This is a genomic window from Mycobacterium sp. TKK-01-0059, from assembly GCF_000709305.1.
Taxonomy (GTDB): domain Bacteria; phylum Actinomycetota; class Actinomycetes; order Mycobacteriales; family Mycobacteriaceae; genus Mycobacterium; species Mycobacterium intracellulare.
In genome coordinates this window covers 511,029-531,937 of the sequence record NZ_KL446995.1, presented here as the reverse complement: position 1 = coordinate 531,937, position 20,909 = coordinate 511,029, and the positions used below count along the sequence as shown (strand labels likewise).

General features: G+C 70.6%; 19 protein-coding genes. 12 read left to right on the top strand and 7 right to left on the bottom strand.

The genetic code is table 11. The features are described from left to right. Positions 1-1,263: a bifunctional phosphopantothenoylcysteine decarboxylase/phosphopantothenate--cysteine ligase CoaBC gene (gene coaBC / locus K883_RS24295; protein WP_008258194.1), complete on the top strand. Its 1,263-nt coding sequence runs from the start codon at positions 1-3 to the stop codon at positions 1,261-1,263. A 94-nt stretch (positions 1,264-1,357) separates the two neighbouring features. After that, complete coding sequence (gene metK, locus K883_RS24290) at positions 1,358-2,569, top strand: methionine adenosyltransferase (protein WP_008258192.1); 1,212 nt, start codon at positions 1,358-1,360, stop codon at positions 2,567-2,569. Positions 2,570-2,644: 75 nt separating this feature from the next. Here the strand turns inward: metK and K883_RS24285 are convergent, their stop codons facing one another. After that, complete coding sequence (locus K883_RS24285; protein ID WP_036456069.1) at positions 2,645-3,211, bottom strand: pyridoxamine 5'-phosphate oxidase family protein; 567 nt, start codon at positions 3,209-3,211, stop codon at positions 2,645-2,647. Between the two features lie 9 nt (positions 3,212-3,220). Beyond that, the gene (locus tag K883_RS24280; RefSeq protein ID WP_036456066.1) at positions 3,221-4,204 is read right to left on the bottom strand and encodes an Lrp/AsnC family transcriptional regulator; all 984 of its coding nucleotides are present in this window, start codon (positions 4,202-4,204) and stop codon (positions 3,221-3,223) included. A gap of 170 nt (positions 4,205-4,374) precedes the next feature. On the opposite strand from K883_RS24280, the gene K883_RS24275 reads away from it, so the two are divergent. Beyond that, entirely contained in the window at positions 4,375-5,241 is an 867-nt protein-coding gene (locus K883_RS24275) for an LLM class flavin-dependent oxidoreductase (RefSeq protein WP_036456065.1), read from the top strand. Position 5,242: 1 nt separating this feature from the next. On the opposite strand, the gene K883_RS24270 is transcribed toward K883_RS24275, so the two are convergent. Both K883_RS24270 and K883_RS24265 read right to left on the bottom strand, forming a co-directional pair. Next, a complete protein-coding gene (locus tag K883_RS24270; protein ID WP_036456191.1) occupies positions 5,243-6,730 on the bottom strand; it encodes a flavin-containing monooxygenase in 1,488 nt (495 codons plus the stop codon). A gap of 46 nt (positions 6,731-6,776) precedes the next feature. Next, the gene (locus tag K883_RS24265; protein ID WP_036456063.1) at positions 6,777-7,742 is read right to left on the bottom strand and encodes an alpha/beta hydrolase; all 966 of its coding nucleotides are present in this window, start codon (positions 7,740-7,742) and stop codon (positions 6,777-6,779) included. Between K883_RS24265 and K883_RS24260 the strand changes: the two genes are divergently transcribed. The 3 genes from K883_RS24260 (at position 7,741) to K883_RS24250 (ending at position 11,217) form a co-directional block, all read left to right on the top strand. After that, a complete protein-coding gene (locus tag K883_RS24260) occupies positions 7,741-8,511 on the top strand; it encodes a lysoplasmalogenase (protein ID WP_036456061.1) in 771 nt (256 codons plus the stop codon). The genes K883_RS24265 and K883_RS24260 overlap by 2 nt on opposite strands. Before the next feature lie 79 nt (positions 8,512-8,590). Further along, entirely contained in the window at positions 8,591-10,603 is a 2,013-nt protein-coding gene (locus tag K883_RS24255; RefSeq protein ID WP_179945129.1) for a primosomal protein N', read from the top strand. 128 nt (positions 10,604-10,731) lie between these two features. Then, the gene (locus K883_RS24250; RefSeq protein ID WP_008258186.1) at positions 10,732-11,217 is read left to right on the top strand and encodes a MarR family winged helix-turn-helix transcriptional regulator; all 486 of its coding nucleotides are present in this window, start codon (positions 10,732-10,734) and stop codon (positions 11,215-11,217) included. A gap of 5 nt (positions 11,218-11,222) precedes the next feature. Here the strand turns inward: K883_RS24250 and K883_RS24245 are convergent, their stop codons facing one another. Next, positions 11,223-12,050 (bottom strand): class I SAM-dependent methyltransferase, encoded by an 828-nt coding sequence (locus tag K883_RS24245; protein ID WP_020822967.1) that lies wholly within the window; start codon positions 12,048-12,050, stop codon positions 11,223-11,225. Positions 12,051-12,229: 179 nt separating this feature from the next. Here K883_RS24245 and fmt point away from each other — a divergent pair, with 179 nt between their 5' ends. The 4 genes from fmt to ribD all read left to right on the top strand — a co-directional run bounded on the left by fmt (position 12,230) and on the right by ribD (position 16,433). Further along, positions 12,230-13,168 carry a methionyl-tRNA formyltransferase gene (gene fmt, locus K883_RS24240; protein WP_036456059.1) on the top strand — a complete coding sequence of 313 codons (939 nt, stop codon included), beginning with the start codon at positions 12,230-12,232 and terminating at the stop codon, positions 13,166-13,168. Continuing rightward, positions 13,165-14,607, top strand: a complete 1,443-nt coding sequence (locus K883_RS24235) for an RsmB/NOP family class I SAM-dependent RNA methyltransferase (protein ID WP_036456057.1) — start codon at positions 13,165-13,167, stop codon at positions 14,605-14,607. Before fmt ends, K883_RS24235 begins: the two co-directional genes overlap by 4 nt. A 96-nt stretch (positions 14,608-14,703) precedes the next feature. Continuing rightward, on the top strand, positions 14,704-15,411 hold the full coding sequence (gene rpe / locus K883_RS24230; protein ID WP_087139886.1) for a ribulose-phosphate 3-epimerase: 708 nt from the start codon (positions 14,704-14,706) through the stop codon (positions 15,409-15,411). Next, on the top strand, positions 15,408-16,433 hold the full coding sequence (ribD, locus tag K883_RS24225; protein ID WP_036456054.1) for a bifunctional diaminohydroxyphosphoribosylaminopyrimidine deaminase/5-amino-6-(5-phosphoribosylamino)uracil reductase RibD: 1,026 nt from the start codon (positions 15,408-15,410) through the stop codon (positions 16,431-16,433). The genes rpe and ribD overlap by 4 nt, the downstream gene beginning before the upstream one ends. On the opposite strand, the gene K883_RS24220 is transcribed toward ribD, so the two are convergent. Further along, on the bottom strand, positions 16,430-17,986 hold the full coding sequence (locus tag K883_RS24220) for an MFS transporter (RefSeq protein WP_020822965.1): 1,557 nt from the start codon (positions 17,984-17,986) through the stop codon (positions 16,430-16,432). The genes ribD and K883_RS24220 overlap by 4 nt on opposite strands. Then, positions 17,983-18,690, bottom strand: coding sequence for an LppX_LprAFG lipoprotein (locus K883_RS24215; protein ID WP_020822964.1), 708 nt, complete (start codon positions 18,688-18,690; stop codon positions 17,983-17,985). The genes K883_RS24220 and K883_RS24215 overlap by 4 nt, the downstream gene beginning before the upstream one ends. A gap of 118 nt (positions 18,691-18,808) precedes the next feature. On the opposite strand from K883_RS24215, the gene K883_RS24210 reads away from it, so the two are divergent. Then, positions 18,809-19,408: a riboflavin synthase gene (locus K883_RS24210; RefSeq protein WP_020822963.1), complete on the top strand. Its 600-nt coding sequence runs from the start codon at positions 18,809-18,811 to the stop codon at positions 19,406-19,408. Positions 19,409-19,531: 123 nt separating this feature from the next. Further along, positions 19,532-20,809, top strand: coding sequence for a bifunctional 3,4-dihydroxy-2-butanone-4-phosphate synthase/GTP cyclohydrolase II (locus tag K883_RS24205; RefSeq protein WP_020822962.1), 1,278 nt, complete (start codon positions 19,532-19,534; stop codon positions 20,807-20,809). Positions 20,810-20,909 lie beyond the last annotated feature (100 nt).

The following is a 20,909-nucleotide window of genomic DNA, read 5'->3' as shown; positions in this document are numbered from 1 at the left end:
GTGGACCGCACGCGGATCCCCAAACGAGTCGTAGTCGGTGTCTCCGGCGGCATCGCCGCCTACAAGGCGTGCACCGTCGTCCGCCAGCTGTCCGAGGCCGGCCATTCCGTCCGGGTCATCCCGACCGAGTCCGCGCTGCGTTTCGTCGGCGCGGCCACCTTTGAGGCGCTCTCCGGCCAGCCGGTGCACACCGGCGTCTTCAACGACGTTCCCGAGGTCCCGCACGTCCAGCTCGGCAAGCAGGCCGACCTGGTCGTGGTGGCGCCGGCGACGGCGGATCTGCTGGCGCGCGCGGTGCACGGCCGCGCCGACGATCTGCTGACCGCCACGCTGCTCACCGCCCGATGCCCGGTGCTGTTCGCGCCGGCCATGCACACCGAGATGTGGTTGCACCCGGCCACCGTCGACAACGTGGCCACGTTGCGCCGGCGGGGCGCGGTGGTGCTCGAGCCCGCCGCCGGGCGCCTCACCGGGACGGACAGCGGGTCGGGCCGGCTGCCCGAAGCCGAGGAGATCACCACCCTGGCCCACCTGCTGCTGGAACGCCACGACGCGCTGCCCTACGACCTCGCCGGCTGCAAGATGCTGGTCACCGCCGGCGGCACCCGCGAACCGGTCGACCCCGTGCGCTTCATCGGCAACCGCAGCTCCGGCAAGCAGGGCTATGCCGTGGCGCGGGTGGCGGCCCAGCGCGGCGCCGAGGTCACCCTGATCGCCGGGCACACCGCCGGGCTGATCGATCCCGCCGGTGTCGAGGTCGTCCACGTCAGCTCCGCGGCCCAGCTGGGCGACGCGGTGTCCAAACGCGCCCCGGAGGCCGACGTGCTGGTGATGGCCGCCGCGGTCGCCGACTTCCGGCCCGCGCACGTTGCCGCCGCCAAGATCAAAAAGAGCGCCTCGAATGAGACGGCGCCCCCGACGATCGAGCTGGTGCGCAACGACGACGTCCTCGCCGGGGCGGTGCGGGCCCGCGCCCACGGGCAGTTGCCCAACATGCGGGCCATCGTCGGCTTTGCCGCCGAGACCGGCGACGCCAGCGGCGACGTGCTGTTTCACGCCCGGGCCAAGCTGCAGCGCAAGGGCTGCGATCTGCTGGTGGTCAACGCCGTCGGCGAGGGCCGCGCGTTCGAGGTGGACAGCAACGACGGCTGGCTGCTGGCCTCCGACGGCACCGAGTCCGCACTGCAGCACGGCTCCAAGACATTGATGGCCAGTCGTATCGTGGATGCGATCGCCGCGTTCCTGCACGGGGACAGCGGGTAAAGCGGTCGAGTTCTTCCCGGCACCGGGACGGGGTGCCGGCCGGGCTGATGCGGGCCGATATAATTCGGTTGACTAACTATTTGGAAGGATTGGCATGAGCGAAAAGGGTCGCCTGTTTACCAGTGAGTCGGTGACTGAGGGACATCCCGACAAGATCTGTGACGCGATCAGCGACTCGGTCCTCGACGCCCTGCTGGCGCAGGACCCCCGCTCACGTGTCGCGGTCGAGACCCTGGTGACCACCGGGCAGGTGCACGTGGTCGGCGAGGTGACGACGACGGCCAAGGAGGCCTTCGCCGACATCACCAACACGGTCCGCGAGCGCATCCTCGACATCGGCTACGACTCGTCGGACAAGGGCTTCGACGGGGCGTCCTGCGGGGTCAACATCGGCATCGGCGCGCAGTCGCCCGACATCGCCCAGGGCGTCGACACCGCCCACGAGACCCGCGTCGAGGGCGCCGCCGACCCGCTGGACGCGCAGGGCGCCGGCGACCAGGGCCTGATGTTCGGCTACGCGATCAACGACACCCCCGAGCGGATGCCGCTGCCCATCGCGCTGGCCCACCGCCTGTCGCGCCGGCTGACCGAGGTCCGCAAGAACGGCGTGCTGCCCTACCTGCGCCCCGACGGCAAGACGCAGGTCACCATCGAATTCGAGGACGACGTCCCGGTCCGGCTGGACACCGTGGTCATCTCCACCCAGCACGCGGCCGACATCGACCTGGAGAACACCCTGACCCCCGACATCCGGGAAAAGGTGCTCAACACCGTGCTCAACGACCTGGCGCACGACACGCTGGACACCTCCTCGACGCGGCTGCTGGTCAACCCGACCGGCAAGTTCGTCGTCGGCGGCCCGATGGGCGACGCCGGGCTGACCGGCCGCAAGATCATCGTCGACACCTACGGCGGCTGGGCGCGGCACGGCGGCGGGGCGTTCTCCGGCAAGGACCCGTCCAAGGTGGACCGCTCGGCGGCGTACGCGATGCGCTGGGTGGCCAAGAACATCGTCGCCGCCGGGCTCGCGGAGCGGGTCGAGGTGCAGGTGGCCTACGCCATCGGCAAGGCGGCGCCGGTCGGGCTGTTCATCGAGACCTTCGGGACCGCGACCGTCGACCCGGTCAAGATCGAGAAGATCGTCCCGGAGGTGTTCGACCTGCGTCCCGGCGCGATCATCCGCGACCTGGACCTGCTGCGCCCGATCTACGCGCAGACCGCCGCCTACGGGCACTTCGGCCGCACCGACGTCGAACTGCCCTGGGAGCAGCTGAACAAGGTCGACGACCTCAAGCGCGCCATCTAGAGTGGCCGCCGCCTCGAATGTGACGTCGCAGTCACGTTCGGCGCCGAGCGTGACCACAGTGTCACGTTCGACGGGTCACCGCGGTGGACCCGGGTGGTCGGAATCGAGCGCGGGCAGCCCGTCGATGCTGCGCCGGTTGCGGTTGATCAGCCGGGTGTAGGCCTCGTCGGGCGCCTTGTGGTGATACGCGTCGAGGACCGGTCGCTCGTCGACCAGCTCGTAGTAGGGCACCGCGAATCCGCACGCGTCGGCGATCCGCTCCACATCGACCACGATGATGGCGCGAATCCCCGCATGCCGGTCACCGAAATGCGTGATGAGATCGGCGAATTCGGCGTCGTCGGGCCGGATCACCCGCCCGGTGCCGAACAGCCGCAGGATCCGCGAGTTGCGGGTGAACGAGCAGAACATGACCGTGATCCGGCCGTTGTCGCGCAGATGGGCGATGGTCTCCACGCCGCTGCCGAACAGGTCCAGGTAGGCCACGGTGCGCTCGTCGAGCACCGCGAACGTGTCGCAATATCCCTTGGGCGACAGGTTGATTCGTCCTCCCTCGGAGGGCGCGGTGGCGACGAAGAACACGGCCTGTTCGCGGATGAAGTCGCGCAGCGATTCGTCGATGCTTCCGAATTCCTTCGCCATGCGCCGAGCCTAGCGTGCGGCGCGGACCAACCTGCCGTGTGCGATCAGCGAGCCGACTTGCTTGAGCCGCTTGCTGCGGACGCTGACGTCGTACGCCTGGATGTGGTCGACGCTGGCCAGGCGCTCAGCAAGGTAGCGGTAGAAGTGTTCGGGGTCGCGGCAGATCACCACGACCATCAGGTTGGCGGGGCCACTGACCGTGGCGACCGACGCGACCTCGTCGTGCCGCACGATCTGCTCGGCCACCAACGTGAGGTGTTGCGGCACAACCGATATCCAGATTATGGCGTGCAGCATGAATCCGAGCCGCTCCGGCAGCACGTCGAGGTCGAAGGAGAGGGTGCCGCTGCCCTGCAGGGCGACCATCCGGCGTTTGACGCGGGCCGGTGACCACCCGGTGAGCCCGGCCAGGGCGCTGTCGGAAATGCGGCCGTCCTCGGCCAGCGCATCCAGCAGCGGCTGATCCTCCGGCGTCGGTCCGGCGGGCCGATCCGGGTGTGCGCAGTGCGCTGGCCGCAGCGCGGCGACCTGGTGCCCGTCCAGGGCGTGTCCATGTCCGGTCCAGTGCGCGTGCATCGGTGCGCCAAAAACGTTGATTACCAAGTCGACCCGCATGTCGAGGACCGTTGACGTGCGGGGCAGGCGGTGCAGCAGCCCGGCCTCGGTGTCGTCCAGGGGAGCGCGGACAACGCACACCAGTTCGGTGCCGCCCGATAACACGTTGGCGTGGGTGACATCGGGTCGGCGGACCAGCGCCTCGGCGAGCCGGAGTAGGTCGTCGGGCTTGGCGCGCACCCGGACTATCCACTGGCACTCGCCGTATACCCGCGGGTTGACCACGCCGACGGCGCGGAGTACTCCGTCGCGGCGCAGCGCGCGATAGCGACGCGCGACGGTCTGTTCACCGGCGCCGACGACCTCGGCGATACGCCGGAAGGGCGCGCGCGGTGACAGCTGCAGCGCGTGCAGAATATGACCGTCCAGCGCCTCCATCGTGGGAAAAATCTACAAGAATTCGCGATGGATGGTCTGTTTTTGACGCCCGACGCGGTTCTGCTGGCTAAAAGGTGCGGTGCCGCCCACCATGGAGCCACACACTTTCGGCATCGGAGGCGCCCAATGCAACAGGCCGGCAACACCATCCCGGCGGCGGAGGAAGCGCGGTGAAACTGGGAATCGGCCTGCCAAACCACATCGCCGACGTTCCCGGACCCGCCGTCGCGCAGTGGTCACGTCGCGGCGAAGAGCTCGGCTTCGAATCCGTCGCGACGATCGATCGGCTGTTCTCTTCGGGTGTCGACTCGTTGATCGCGCTGGCCACCGCGGCCGGCGCCACCAGCGAACTGACCCTGGTGACCAATGTCCTACTGGCCCCGATGTATCCGGTCATCCCGCTGGCCAAGCAACTCGTCAGCCTGGCGCGGGTCTCGGGCGGTCGGCTAACCGTCGGACTGGGTGTGGGCAACCGGAGCGACGAATATGCCGGCACCGGCGCCGACTTTCACCGGCGGGGCCGGGCCCTCGATGCGCAGGTCGAGCGGCTGCGCAGCCTCTGGGCCGGCGAACCTGTCGCCGATGGCACCGCGTTATGTGCTGCGCCCGTGCGGATTCCGCTGCTGTTCGGCGGGCGGTCCGCGGCCACCGTGCGCCGGGTCGTCACCACCGGCGACGGGTGGGCGGCCGGGGCGGTGCGCCACTATGACGAACAGGCCGACGTGGCGGCGCGCATCCGCAGCGGCTGGCAGGACGCGGGCCGCCCCGCGCTCCCGTACCTCCAGGCATCGGTGAATTTCGCGCTGGGTCCGGCCGAGACCGTAGCGGCCGGAAGGGACCACATGGCGCGGTATTACGCATTCGCGCCGGGGTATGCCCAGGTGAACGTCGCCGACATGGTCTGTTCGGCAGCCGACGCCCGCGACACCGTCCGCCGATATCGGGACCTCGGCTTCGACCGCTTGCTCTTCCATCCGACCTCCGCCTCGGTTGAGCAGGTCGACTACCTCGCGGACGCGATTCTCGGTTGCCTGTGACTCAGCCGGTGAAGCGGTAGTCGTCCAGATCGAATCGCCGGCTGCGCCAGTACACCTCCGGGGTGGTGCCCGGCCGCAGCGGCACGTCGCCGTTCTTGTCGAAGTAATAGCTGTTGGCCAATCTGCAACTGTCCTGCCAGAAGATCTGCCGGTGCCGCCGGCGCATCATCTCGGCGAAGTAGCGGTCGTTGGCTTCCTCGCTCACCTCGACGCGGGTCGCGCCCAGGCGCTCCGCCCGCTTGAGGCACCGCACGATGTGATGGGTCTGCGCCTCGATGAGCGCGAAATACGAAGAGCCGACGTAACCGTACGGGCCGAACACCGTGAACAGGTTGGGGAAGCCGGGAACGGTGACGCCCTCGTAGGCCTGCAGGCGGTGCTCGTCCCAGAATCGGCTCAACGAGCGACCGCCGCTGCCCGTGACCGCGAAGGTGGGGACGCTGTCGGGGTCCATCACCTTGAAGCCGGTCGCCAGGATGAGCACGTCGATCTCGTGGGTTTCGCCGTCGGTGGTCGCCACCGCGTCGGGCGTGATCTTGTCGATCGGTTCGGTGACCAGGCGCACGTTGTCGCGGTTGAACGTGGCCAGGTAGCCGTTGTGGAAGCCGGGGCGCTTGCAGCCGACGGCGTAGCGCGGGGTGAGCTGCTCGCGCACCGCCGGGTCGCGGACCTGCCGCCGCAGATAGGCGCGTCCCAACTCGGCCATCCTCTTGGCCAGCGGGATCACCGTGAAGTAGTGCGCCGAGATCGGGAAGGTCAGTTCCACGTACGCCTGGCTGAGCAGCCGCTGCAGCGCCTTGCCGCCCGGGATGCGCATCGCCCAGCGCGCCGGCGCGGGCAGCGGGACGTCCAGCTTCGGGAAACACCAGATCGGGGTGCGCTGAAACACGGTGAGCGACGAGACAATTGGCGCGATCTCGGGGATCACCTGCACGGCCGACGCGCCGGTGCCGATCACCGCGACGCGCTTGCCGCGCAAATCCTGGCCGTGATCCCACCGCGCGGTGTGCATGGTGATGCCGGCGAACGAGTCCACGCCGTCGATGTCGGGCAGGTTCGGCACCGTCAGCACGCCGCAGGCGCTGATCAAAAACCTCGCAGTGACTTCGCCGCCGGGGTCGGTCTGCACCCGCCACAACCCGCGCTCGTCGTCGAAGTCGGCCGCCTGCACCTTGGTGTTGAACCGGATCCGCGAGCGGATGCCGTACTTGTCGGCGCAGTGTTCGGCGTAGGCCTTGAGCTCGCGGCCCGGCGCGTAGGTGCGCGACCAGTGCCGGCTCTGCTCGAAGGAGAACTGGTAGGAGAACGACGGAATGTCCACCGCGATACCGGGATAGGTGTTCCAGTGCCAGGTGCCGCCGACCCCGTCGCCGGCCTCGAGCACCAGGTAATCGGGCAGCCCCGCCTTGTCGAGGTTGATGGCGGCGCCGATGCCGGAGAATCCGGCCCCGATGATCAGCGTGTGGTAATCGGGGGTTTCCCCGTCCATCCGGGCGAAGGTGCGCTCCGTCATGAACTCACCGTACGCCCCGGGCTCAGCCCCGCAGGGCGGTTCGCAGCGCCGCCAGGCCGCGCTCGAGCGCCGCGGTGGCCGCGGGCACCACACCGGCGTAGCCCAGGTAACCGTGCACCAGTGTCTCGGCGTTGTGCACCTGGACGGCGACCCCGGCGGCCGCCAGCAGCTCGCCGTACCGGATGCCGTCGTCGCGCAGCGGGTCATAGCCGGCGACGCCGATGTAGGCCGGCGCGAGGTTGCTCAGGTTCTTCGCGCGCCCCGGCGCCATGTCCGACGGCGGGTCGGACAGGTCGACTTCGCCCGCGTACCAACGGGAGAACTCGGCGACGGCCTTGATGTCGAGGATCGGCGCGGTGGCGTTCTCGGCGAAGGACGGCAGCGTGGCGTCCCACATGGTCGACGGGTACCACAACAGCTGGAATTTCAGGGCCGGTCCGCCGTGATCGCGTGTCCGCTGCGCGACCGCGGCGGCGATCGTGCCGCCGGCCGAATCCCCGGCGACGGCCATCCGTCCCGGGTCGCCGTGCAGGTCGGCGGCGTGCCCGGCGACCCAAAGCGTTGCCGCCCACGCGTCTTCGACCGCGCCGGGGTAGGGGTGCTCGGGCGCGAGCCGGTAGTCGACCGACACCACGATCGCGTCGGCGCCGACGGCATGCTGGCGCGCCGTGCCGTCGTGGGTGTCGAGGTCGCCGATCACGAAGCCGCCGCCATGGAAGAACAACACGACGGGCGCCCCGGTTTGACCGTCGGAATGGCTTGGCGGCCAATAGATCCGGATCGCGACCGGCCCGGCGGGGCCGGCAATCGTGCGGTCCTCGACCCGCAGCTCGGGATGCAGCGGCCTGCGCGGGAGGTCGCGGAACCGCTGGCGCGCCGCGTCGATGCCGTCCTCGGTGGATAGCCGGAAGGGAACCGCGTCCAGTACCTTCTGCAGGATGGGGTCGATCGCGGGTTTCTCTTCGGCTGTGTTATCCAAGCTGGGCATGGACGTACCGTACGCACCTCGTCTGGTGGCCGGCGCCTGGGTGGTGGCCGGCTGGGTGGCCCTCGGCTACGGCATCTACCTGACCGTGCTGGCGCTGCGCTCGCCGCCCGGAATGGAGCTGACCGGGCACTGGGTGCTGCAGCCGGCGTTCAAGGCCTCGATGGCGATCCTGCTGATGCTCGCCGCCGCCGGGCACGGATGCGTACGGGAGCGGCGGTGGCTGATGCCGGCCCTGCTGTTGTCGGCCCTCGGCGACTGGGTGCTCGCGATCCCGTGGTGGACGCTGTCCTTCGAGATCGGCCTGGCGGCATTCCTGTTGGCGCACATGTGTTTCATCGGCGCCCTGCTGCCGCTGGTTCCCCCGCTGTCGTGGTCGTCGCAAGCCGAGCGGCCCGCGGCGCTCCGGATCGCCGCGGTGGTCCTGATGTGCTTGGTGTCGATCGCGCTGCTGGTGTGGTTCTGGCCGCACCTGGGCCCGGACAAGCTGACGTTGCCGGTGACGGTCTACATCGTGGTGCTGACCGCGATGGTGTGCACGGCGCTGCTGGCGAAACTGCCGACGATCTGGACGGCGGTGGGGGCGGTGTGTTTCGCGGCCTCGGATTCGATGATCGCGATCAGCCGCTTCATCCTGGGCAACGAGGCGCTCGCCGTGCCGATCTGGTGGTCGTACGCGGCGGCCCAGATCCTGATCACGGCGGGATTCTTCTTCGGCCGCGAGCTTCCCGGCCAGGACGGCGGGGACGCCGCGGCGCCCGCCGAAGGCTGATCTGTCGGTGGTCGCCGGTACGCTGCGGGCCGGACGGTAAAGGCATTGGATACACCATGATTCGCGGCCCGAGGACGCCGTGAGCCCCAGCGCGCGCACGCCGGTCGAAGTGGAACCCATCGCCCGCGTGCTGCCGATGCTGTCCGTGCCGCACCTGGACCGCGAGTTCGACTATCTGGTGTCGGCCGAGCAGTCCGACGATGCCCAGCCCGGGGTGCGGGTCCGGGTGCGTTTCCATGGCCGGCTGGTCGACGGGTTCGTGCTGGAGCGCCGCGCCGACACCGACCACCCGGGCAAGCTGGGCTGGCTGGACCGCGTCGTGTCGGCCGAACCGGTGCTCACCCCCGAGATCCGCCGGCTGGTCGACGCGGTGGCCGCGCGCTACGCGGGCACCCGCCCCGACGTCTTGCGGCTGGCCGTGCCGGCCCGCCACGCCAGGGTGGAGCGGGAGCCCGCCGTGAGCCGGGACCCGCCGGGCCCGGTGATCCCGGACCCCGTCGACCCCGCGGGCTGGGACGGCTACGGGCGGGGCGCTCAATTCCTGGCCGCCCTGGCCGAGTCGCGGGCCGCCCGCGCGGTCTGGCAGGCGCTGCCGGGCGAGCCGTGGACCGACCGATTCACCGAGGCCGCCGCCCAAACGGTGCGGGCCGGCCGGTCGGCGCTGGCGATCGTTCCCGACCAGCGCGACCTGGACGCCCTGTGGCGGGCCGCGACGACACGGATCGACGAGGGCAGCGTGGTCGCCCTGTCGGCCGGCCTGGGCCCCGCGGCCCGGTATCGCCGCTGGCTGGCGGCGCTGCGGGGCACCGCGCGGCTGGTGATCGGCACCCGCAGCGCGGTGTTCGCGCCGCTGAGCGATCTGGGTCTGGTCATGGTGTGGGCCGACGCCGATGACAGCCTCGCCGAGCCGCGGGCCCCGTATCCGCACGCCCGCGAGGTGGCGATGCTGCGCGCGCACCAGGCCCGGTGCGCGGCCCTGATCGGCGGCTACGCGCGCACCGCGGAGGCCCACGCGCTGGTGCGCAGCGGATGGGCGCACGACATCGTCGCGGCGCGGCCCGTGGTGCGCGCCCGCACCCCGCGGGTGAGCGCGCTCGACGACACCGGCTACGCCGACGAGCGCGACCCGGCGGCCCGCACGGCGCGCATTCCCTCGATCGCGCTGCGCGCGGCCCGCTCGGCGTTGCAGGCCGGGGCGCCGGTGCTGGTGCAGGTGCCGCGGCGCGGGTACGTCCCGTCGCTGGCGTGTGCGCGCTGCCGCACCGTAGCCCGGTGCCGGCACTGCACGGGCCCGCTGTCGCTGCAGGAGGGGGGCGCCGCGCTGCTCTGCCGCTGGTGCGGGCGGATCGACCCGACGCGCCGGTGCGCGCGCTGCGGTTCGGACGCGGTGCGCGCCGTGGTCGTCGGGGCCCGCCGCACCGCCGAAGAGCTCGGCCGCGCGTTTCCGGGCACGGCGGTGATCACCTCGTCGGGCGACGGCGTCGTGCCCGAGGTCGCGCCCGGACCGGCCCTGGTGGTCGCCACCCCGGGGGCTGAGCCGCACGCGTCCGGTGGCTACGGGGCGGCGCTGCTGTTGGACACGTGGGCGCTGCTGGGCCGGCAGGATCTGCGCGCCGCCGAGGACGCGTTGTGGCGCTGGATGAGCGCCGCCGCGCTGGTGCGCCCCCGCGGCGACGGGGGCGTGGTGCTGGTGATCGCCGAATCATCGCTTCCCACAGTGCAATCGCTGATCCGCTGGGATCCGGTGGGGCACGCCGAAGCGGAACTGACCGCCCGCGCCGACGTGGGCCTGCCGCCGAGCGTGCACATGGCGGCCATCGACGGAACGCCCGACGCGGTGACCGCGCTGCTCGACGAGGTCCGGCTCGCCGAGCTGGAAGCCGACCTGCTCGGGCCGGTGGACCTGCCGGCCGGCGTGCGCCGCCCCGCGGGGACCCCGACGGGTGTGGCGGTGACGAGAATGCTGGTGCGCGTGCCCCGCCGGCAGGGTCTGGCGCTGGCGGCCGCGCTGCGCCGCGGCGTCGGTGTGCTCAGCGCCCGGCAAACCCATGAGCCCGCCCGGGTCCAGATCGATCCGCTCCACATCGGCTAGCGGTCACAAACCGTTACCCTGGGCGACAGTATGTGCATGCAATATTTCCTGTTTACGACATTCGAAGGTTGCTACACTTTCTATTCCTTAGCCGCCGAGAGGCCGGAAACCATCCGGGGAGGGGCGATATGACAGCGGACAACGCGACCGTTGACGAGTCGTTGGATGTCATCACCGACGCTTTGCTGACGGCCTCCCGTTTGCTGATGGCGATCTCGGCCCGTTCGGTCGGGCAGGTCGACGAGACCATCACCATCGCGCAGTTCCGGACGCTGGTGATCCTGTCCAACCGTGGCCCGGTCAATCTGGCCACCCTGGCGGGTCTGTTGGGCGTGCAGCCGTCGGCCACCGGCCGGATGGTGGACCGGCTGGTCGCCGCCGGACTGATCGACCGCCTGCCGCACCCGACCTCGCGCCGTGAGCTGCTCGCCGCTCTGACCACGCGCGGACGCGACGTCGTCCACCAGGTCACCGCGCACCGGCGCACCGAGATCGCGGCCATCGTCGCGAAGATGCCGCCGCCCGAGCGCCACGGGCTGGTGCGGGCGCTGACCGCGTTCACCGCGGCCGGTGGCGAGCCCGACGTGCACCTGGACGCCGATATCGGCCTGTAGCCGGCCTAGTCGGTCCGCTTGGCGGCGGTGACCAGCAGGTACTCCCATCCCATGGTGCCGTCGACGAGGTATTGCTGCGCGAGTTCGACGAGTTGGGCGTCGAGCTCGGCGGCCAGCACCCGGTTGTGGCCGATGTTCGCGTAGGCCTCGATCGTCGGGCCGTAGTGCCGCTTGAAGTAGGCGTGCACGTCCTCCGCGCTGGCGAACCGGTCCACCGCCAACGTCCCACGCGCCGTGGTGATTTCGCCGACGCGGTCGCCCAGCAGCGCGGTGACGTAGCCGGGCCGTCCCCACAGCGCCGCCGGTGGCACGGGGTGCGACAGGCTCGGGCGATAGGGCCGGATGGTGGCCAGCATCCGCCCGAAGAAGCCCTCCGGGGTCCAGCTGATCACGCCGATCGTGCCGCCGGGCCGGCAGACCCGGACGAGCTCGGCGGCGGCGCGTTGCTGGTCGGGCGCGAACTGCACGCCGATCGCCGACATGACGACGTCGAATTCGTCGTCGCCGAACGGCAGCGCGTGCGCGTTGGCCTCCCGGTAGTCGACCGTCAGGCCCTGCGCCGCGGCCCGGTCCCGCGAGCGCAGGAGCAGCTCGGGGGTGAGGTCGGTGGAGACGACGGCCGCGCCGGCGGCGGCGGCCGGCAGCGAGATGTTGCCCGAACCGGCGGCGACGTCGAGGACTCGGACGCCGGGGCCGATGCCGGTGGCCTCGACGAGGGCGGGGCCCAGCGGGGCCATCACTTCCTCGGCCATCAGGGCGTAGTCGCCCAGCGCCCAAACCGTGCGATGTGTGGCGGCGACTCGGGCGTCGCTGATGGTGGAGTCGACGGTCATCAGACCTCCTTGGGGGAACGGAAAGGTTGTCTTCGACGTCGATGTCGACACGCGGCGCGATTTCACGCCACCCAGATTATGACTACTAGAAACAGTAGCCCTAAGCAATAGTGTACGCGCGCAAATCCGGACTTCTCGGGTGGGTCCGGCCGGCCTCCGGCGCTTTCTAGACTGGGCCGGTGCGCCTTGTCTTCGCCGGTACTCCCGAGCCCGCGCTGCCCGCATTGCGCCGCCTCATCGACTCGCCACGCCACGACGTGATCGCGGTGCTGACCCGGCCCGACGCCGCCGCCGGGCGACGCGGCAAGCCGGAGCCGTCGCCGGTGGCCCGTGAGGCGCTCGACCGGGGCATTCCGGTGCTGCGGCCGTCGCGGCCCAACTCGGCGGAATTCGTCGCGGAGCTGTCGCGGCTGGCGCCGGACTGCTGCGCGGTCGTGGCCTACGGCGCGCTGCTGCGCGACGACCTGCTGGCGGTGCCCCCGCGGGGCTGGATCAACCTGCACTTCTCGCTGCTGCCCGCCTGGCGCGGCGCCGCGCCGGTCCAGGCGGCCATCGCGGCGGGGGACACCATCACGGGGGCCTCGACGTTCCAGATCGAGCCGAGCCTGGACTCGGGCCCGATCTACGGGGTGGTGACCGAGACGATCCGCCCGACCGATACCGCCGGGGAATTGCTTGAGCGACTGGCTATTTCGGGCGCGGCGCTGTTGTCGACCACGTTGGACGGCATCGCCGACTCGACGTTGACGCCGCGGCCGCAGCCGGCCGAGGGGGTCAGCGTCGCCCCCAAGATCACCGTGGAGCAGGCCCGGGTGCGCTGGGATCTGCCGGCGCTCGTGGTGGAACGCCGCATTCGCGCCGTCACGCCCAACCCCGGCGCGTGGACCGTGATCGGCGACCTGCGCGTCAAACTTGGGCCGGTCGACGCTGCCGTCGCGTCCGGTTCGCCAGAACCGTTGCCGCCGGGCGCGATTCACGTCGACCGCAAAGGCGTCTGGGTCGGCACCGGTTCGGATCCGGTTCGCCTGGGTCGAATCCAGCCGCCCGGAAAGAAATTCATGAACGCGGTCGACTGGGCGCGCGGCGCCCGGCTCGACCCCGCGGTGCGGGCGACATGAGCGCCGGCCGTGACGGGCGCCAGCGCAACCGGCCGGACCGCCAGCCGGCCCGGCCGCAGCGCCGGCCTGCGCAGCGGGATCGGCGGCCCGCCCGCCGGCCGCTGGACCCGGCCCGGGCCGCGGCGTTCGAGGTGCTCCGGGCGGTCAGCGAGCGCGATGCGTACGCGAACCTGGCGCTGCCCGCGCTGCTGCGCGAGCGCGGAATCACCGGCCGCGACGCCGCATTCGCCACCGAACTGACGTACGGCGCCTGCCGCAGCCGCGGCCTGCTCGACGCGGTCATCGGCGCCGCCGCCGGGCGCGCCCCGCAAGCCATCGACCCCGTCCTGCTCGACCTGCTGCGCCTGGGCGCGTATCAGTTGCTGCGCACCCGGGTCGACGCGCACGCCGCGGTGTCCACCACCGTCGAACAGGCGGGCATCGAATTCGACTCGGCCCGAGCCGGTTTCGTCAACGGGGTGCTGCGCACCATCTCCGGGCGCGACGAACAATCCTGGGTCGCGGAGCTGGCGCCGGACCCGGCGCGGGACCCGATCGGGCACGCCGCGTTCGTGCACGCCCATCCGCGATGGATCGCCCAGGCCTTCGCCGACGCGCTGGGCGCGGCCGCGGGCGAACTCGACGCGGTGCTCGCCAGCGACGACGAACGGCCCCAGGTGCATCTGGCCGCCCGCGCCGGCACGCTGACCGCCGCCGAGCTGGCGGACGCGGTGGGCGGCACCGTCGGGCGTTATTCGCCGTACGCGGTGTACCTGCCGGGCGGCGATCCCGGGCGGCTGGCGCCGGTGCGCGACGGTGCGGCGCTGGTCCAGGACGAGGGCAGCCAGTTGGTGGCGCGCGCGCTGACCCTGGCGCCGGTCGAGGGCGACGGCGGCCGCTGGCTCGACCTGTGCGCCGGGCCGGGCGGCAAAACGGCGCTGCTGGCGTCGCTGGGCGCGGGATCCGGGGCCCGCGTCACCGCGGTGGAGCCGGCACCGCGCCGCGCCGACCTGGTGACCGAGAACACCCGCGGCCTGCCGGTCGACGTGCTGCGGGTCGACGGCCGGCACACCGACCTCGAGCCGGCGTTCGACCGGGTGCTCGTCGACGCGCCCTGCACCGGGCTGGGCGCGCTGCGCCGCCGGCCCGAGGCCCGGTGGCGCCGTCAACCGGCCGACGTGCCGGCGCTGGCCAAGCTGCAACGCGAGTTGCTGGGCGCCGCGATCGCGCTGACCCGTCCCGGGGGTGTGGTGCTCTATGCCACCTGCTCGCCGCACCTGGCCGAAACCGTCGGGGTGGTCGCCGACGCGCTGCGCCGCCATCCGGTGAGCGCGCTGGACACCCGGTCGTTGTTCGAGCCCGTCGACCACCTGGGCGACGGGCCTTACGTACAGCTGTGGCCGCACCGGCACGGCACCGACGCGATGTTCGCGTCCGCGCTGCGCCGCGAAGCGGGGTAGCGCCGGGCGCGACACGAAGAACCCGGCCGCGGCCGCGCTGCGCCGCGAAGCGGGGTAGCGCCGCCAGATGTGAACCGGCCCGCGCGGCTCAGTAGTCTGGCGCTCATGGCTGGCAACACGGAATCATCGAAGGGGCCCCTGATCGCACCGTCGATCCTTTCCGCTGATTTTTCCCGGCTCGCCGACGAGGCCGCCGCCGTGACCGGCGCCGACTGGCTGCACGTCGACGTGATGGACAACCACTTCGTGCCGAACCTGACCCTCGGGCTGCCGGTGGTGGAGAGCCTGCTGGCGGCCACCGACATCCCGATGGACTGCCATCTGATGATCGAGGACCCGGACCGCTGGGCGCCGCCCTACGCCGAGGCGGGGGCCTACAACGTCACCTTCCACGCCGAGGCCACCCAGAATCCGATCGCGGTCGCGCGCGACATCCGCGCCGCCGGCGCCAAGGCGGGGATCAGCGTGAAGCCGGGCACGCCGCTCGAGCCGTACCTGGAGATCCTGCCGCAGTTCGACACCCTGCTCATCATGTCGGTGGAGCCCGGCTTCGGCGGCCAGAGCTTCATTCCCGAGGTCCTGAGCAAGGTGCGCACGGCCCGCAAACTGATCGAGGCGGGGGAGTTGACGATCCTGGTCGAAATCGACGGCGGGATCAACGGGGACACCATCGAGCAGGCCGCCGAGGCGGGCGTCGACTGCTTCGTCGCCGGGTCGGCCGTCTACGGCGCCGCCGACCCGGAGACGGCGATCGACGCGTTGCGCCGTCAGGCCGCCGCCGCGTCCCCGCATTGGCGTCGATGACCGTTTCCCCGGGTGACGGCCTTGACGCCGCGATGCGCTTGGCGATCGAGCAGTCCACTCTCGTCAAGGGAACGACGTATCCGAACCCCCCGGTGGGCGCGGTCATCCTGGACGCCGGCGGGGAGGTGGTCGGCGTGGGCGGCACGGAGCCGGCCGGCGGCGATCATGCCGAGATTCTTGCGCTGCGCCGCGCCGGCGACCTGGCCGCGGGCGGGACCGTCGTGGTCACGCTCGAGCCGTGCAACCACTACGGCAAGACCCCGCCGTGCGTGAACGCGCTGCTGGACGCGAAGGTGGCCGCGGTGGTCTACGCGGTCGCCGACCCGAACCCGCAGGCCGCCGGGGGCGCGGCCCGGCTCGAGGAGGCGGGCGTCGCGGTGCGCTCCGGAGTGCTGGCCGACGAGGTCGCCCGCGGGCCGCTGCGCGAATGGCTGCACAAGCAGCGGACCGGGCTGCCGCATCTGACGTGGAAGTACGCCAGCAGCGTCGATGGCCGCAGCGCGGCCGCCGACGGCTCCAGCCAGTGGATTTCCAGCGAGGCCTCACGGCTGGACCTGCACCGCCGCCGCGGGGCGTGCGACGCGATCGTGGTGGGCACGGGCACGGTGCTGGCCGACGACCCGGCGCTGACGGCCCGCTTGCCCGACGGCTCGCTGGCCGCGCGTCAGCCGCTGCGGGTCGTCGTGGGGATGCGCGAAATACCTTCGGAGGCAAAGGTTCTCAACGACGATTCGCGAACCATGCTGATCCGGACGCACGACCCCGCCGAGGTGCTCAAGGCCGTTTCGGACCGCACCGACGTGCTGTTGGAGGGCGGCCCGACCCTGGCGGGCGCCTTCCTGCGGGCCGGGGCGGTGGACCGAATTCTCGCCTACGTCGCGCCGACCCTGTTGGGGGGACCGGTCACCGCGGTCGACGACGTCGGTGTGTCGACGATCGCGCGGGCGTTGCGCTGGCAGTTCGACGGAATCGATCGGGTGGGACCCGACGTAGTACTCAGCCTGGTGCCGCGCAGCGCCTAGCGCTCGCTCAGCGAAACTTCTTGCGGCTCAGGGATTTCCGGTTCCTCGGCGTGTTCATTGCGGCCGCCGATCAGCAGACCCAGCAGCGCGCCCGCGATGCAGATCACGACGGTGGCCGCGAAGATGTCGCCGTACATCATGGCGAACGCCTTGAGGTACATCGTTCCCTGCGCGGCAATCCGCTCCAACAGGGTGGCGTCGGGCGGGATCGCGGCCGTCAGGCCCGCCACGATCTGGTTGAACCGATACAGGCCCCACGCGCTGAGCGCGGCCACGCCGATCAGCATGCCCGTCATCCGGGCCACCACCACGGCCGCCGAGGCGATGCCGTGCTGGGCCGACGGGACGACGCGCAGCGCGGCCGACGTCAGCGGCCCGATCACCAGTCCGAGGCCGAAGCCCGCCACCAGCAGGTCGGCGTGCAGCACCGGGACGTTGAGCATCCCCAGGATGTTGTGCTTCTGGCTCATCACGTCCTGGCGCCAGTAATGGATCAGCCAGTACCCGTACGCCGCGATGAGCAGCCCGACGAAGGTCACCGCCCGGTCGCCGACGCGGGTGGCGATCCACCCGCCCAGCACCGCCCCGATGGGCAGCGCGATCAAAAACCACAGCAACAGCCCGGCGGCCTGCGTCTGGGTTTGCCCCAGCACTCCCTGGCCGAACAGCTCGACGTCGACCAGGGTCACCATCAGCGCCGCGCCCGCGAACAACGAGGCGCCCAGCGCGGCCAGGAACGGCCGGAAGCGAACGCCGGCCGGTTCGATCAGCCGGGTCCGGGAGAACCGCTCCCACAGCAGGAACAGCACCCCGACCACGGCCGCGCCGATCACCAGCGGCAACCCGTAGCTGGGCAGGATCTGTTTGCCGTCGGGCTGTGGGTTGTACAGTCCGATCACGGCGAGCCCGAGCGCGACCGCGAGCAGCACGCCACCGACCAGGTCGACCTTCTCGGGGTTTTCCGTGCGTTCGTGCGACGGCAGGCTGAACTGGATCATCACCATCGCGATGAGGGTCAGCGGGACGTTGATCCAGAACACGTAGCGCCAGTCGTGGAACAGGAAGACGATGAAGATCCCGTACAGCGGGCCCAGCACGCTGCCGAGCTCTTGGGCGGCGCCGATGCCGCCGAGCACGCCGGCGCGGTTGCGCTGGGCCCACAGGTCGGCGCCCAGGGCAAGGGTGACCGGCAGCAGCGCGCCGCTGGCCACACCCTGGATCGTGCGGCCGCCGACCAGCAGGTGGAAATCGCCCCAATGACCGGCCAGCGCGGTGACCACCGAGCCGACCATGAACAGCGCCAGGCTGACCTGCAGCACCAGCTTGCGGCCGAACCGGTCGGACGCCCGGCCCAGCAGCGGCATGGCGGCGATGTAGCCCAGCAGGTACATCGTGATGATCCACGTGATGCGCTGCAGCTGATTGATGGGGATGTGAACGTCGGACATGATGTCGCGCATGATCGTCACGACGACATAGGCGTCCAGGGCGCCCAGCAGAACCGCCAGGCTGCCGGCGCTGATCGCGACGCGGCGCCCGGTTTGTGTGGTCACGAGCTCACCGGGGGCTTGGTGACCTGAACCTGCTCGCCCCACTTCGACAGGGTGACCTCGGCGGAATTGCCCGAACTCTTCTCCAGGTTGGCGCGCACCAGCTGGTGGTCACCAGACTCCTGGATCCACACCGTGCTCGGGACCCGCTGGGTCGCGTTGAACTGCGGCACGATCTTGTTCACCGCGTCGGCCGAGACGTTGCCGCTGACCTTGATGGTGCTCTGCCCGTCGATGGTCTCGCGGCCCTCGGCCTTGGCGTCGCTGAAGTTCGCCAGCGCGTTGCCCAGCCCGCTGTCCGGGTTCAGCAGCACCGACACGTCGTAGATGTCGGACGCCTTGCCGAAATCGCTCCACTTGTTGGGGGTCAGCGTGGCGTACAGGGTCCCGTCGACGACCACGAAGTTGGCGTCGATGTCGGAGCCGCCCAAGGTGATGGTGGCGTTGCCCGACGCGGCGATGGCCGGTGCCGTGGTGAGGTCGCCGTTGAGCGTCTTGATGGGAAGCCCGGGGATCTTGCCCTGGATGCTCAGCGCGATGTGCGCGCTCTGGACCTTCTTGGTGGCGTCGGCCGACTGCTTGACCAAGGTGGTGCCGTCGGGCAGTGGTGCGCCGCTCTGCTTTGAGCCCGACGAGCAGCCGGCGATCAAGGCGGTGGCGAGGGTCAGGGATGCGAGGACGGCCGATAGACGGCGGCGGGTCTGCATACTCTGCATCGTAGAGGGTGCCGGTGACTGCACTGGTGAACGCGGGGCCCCGGTGTCGCCCGTGCGGTGGTGTTTGCCCTGCTCATTCGCGTGCGGGCGGGCCAATTAGCCTTAGGGGATGTTTACCGGAATTGTCGAGGAACTCGGGGAGGTGACGGACCGCGACGTCCTTTCCGACGCGGCGCGGCTGACGATCCGCGGAGCCGTCGTGACCGCCGACGCGGGCCATGGCGACTCGATCGCCGTCAACGGCGTGTGCCTGACCGTCGCCGAGCTGCTGCCCGGCGGGCTGTTCACCGCCGACGTGATGGGCGAAACGCTGAACCGGTCCAACCTCGGCGCGTTGCGGGTCGGCAGCCGGGTGAACCTGGAGCGCGCCGCGGCCGTCAACAGCCGGCTGGGCGGGCACATCGTGCAGGGCCACGTCGACGGGACGGGGCAGATCGTGGCCCGCGCGCCGTCCGAACACTGGGAGGTCGTGCGCATCGAGATCCCCGCGGAGGTGGCCCGCTACGTCGTGGAGAAGGGGTCGATCACCGTCGACGGGATCTCGTTGACGGTGTCCGGGCTCGGCAGTGACCCGCGCGACTGGTTCGAGGTCTCGTTGATTCCCACCACCCGCGAACTGACCACCCTGGGCCAGGCCCCGATCGGGACGCGGGTGAACCTCGAAGTCGACGTGATCGCGAAATATGTCGAGCGGTTGATGTCCCGCTGATCAAGCCGTCGCAATAACCGCGCCGCCGGCGTGGTTCATACTGAATGCAACACGTGGGCTTCTCGTGTGGGCCGTTTTGACAGTGTTCCCGCTCGGAAAAGCGGGGACGGCGAGGTAGCAGAGATGACGAGGTTGGACTCCGTCGAGAGGGCGGTTGCCGACATTGCGGCCGGCAAGGCCGTCATCGTCATTGACGACGAGGACCGCGAGAACGAGGGCGATCTGATCTTCGCCGCCGAGAAGGCGACGCCGGAGATGGTGGCGTTCATGGTGCGCTACACCTCGGGATACCTGTGTGTGCCGCTGGACGGGGCGATCTGCGACCGGCTGGGGCTGTTGCCGATGTACGCCGTGAACCAGGACAAGCACGGCACCGCCTACACCGTCACAGTGGACGCGAAAGATGGTGTGGGAACCGGGATTTCGGCATCCGACCGCGCCACCACGATGCGGCTGCTCGCCAATCCCATCAGCGTCGCCGACGATTTCACCCGCCCCGGTCACGTGGTTCCGTTGCGCGCCAAGGACGGTGGCGTGCTGCGCCGGCCCGGTCACACCGAGGCCGCGGTCGACCTGGCCCGGATGGCCGGCCTGCAGCCCGCGGGCGCCATCTGCGAGATCGTCAGCCAGAAGGACGAAGGCGCGATGGCGCAGACCGACGAGCTGCGGGTGTTCGCCGACGAACACGACCTCGCCATGATCACCATCGCCGACCTGATCGAGTGGCGGCGCAAGCACGAGAAGCACATCGAGCGCATCGCCGAGGCCCGGATCCCCACCCGGCACGGCGAGTTTCGTGCCATCGGCTACGCCAGCATCTACGAGGAAGTCGAACACGTCGCGCTGGTTCGCGGCGAGATCGCCGGGCCCGACTTCGACGGCGACGACGTGCTGGTGCGCGTGCACTCCGAGTGCCTGACCGGTGACGTCTTCGGTTCCCGCCGCTGCGACTGCGGGCCGCAGCTGGACGCCGCCATGGCGATGGTCGCCCGCGAGGGACGCGGCATCGTGCTCTACATGCGCGGCCACGAGGGCCGCGGCATCGGCCTGATGCACAAACTGCAGGCCTATCAGCTGCAGGACGCCGGCGAGGACACCGTCGACGCCAACCTCAAGCTCGGATTACCCGCCGACGCAAGGGATTACGGGATCGGCGCGCAGATCCTGGTCGACCTCGGCGTGCGCTCGATGCGGCTGCTGACCAACAACCCCGCCAAGCGCGTCGGGCTGGACGGGTACGGCCTGCACATCATCGAGCGGGTGCCGCTTCCGGTGCGCGCCAACGCCGAGAACATCCGTTACCTGATGACCAAGCGGGACAAGATGGGCCACGACCTCGCCGGGCTGGACGACTTCCACGAATCCGTCCATCTTCCAGGTGAATTCGGTGGTGCGTTGTGAGCCGCGCCGGCGACGATGCAGAACGAAGTGATGCTGAGGAGTGGCGCCGATGAGTCAAGCCGGCGACGATGCAGAACGAAGTGATGCTGAGGAGTGGCGC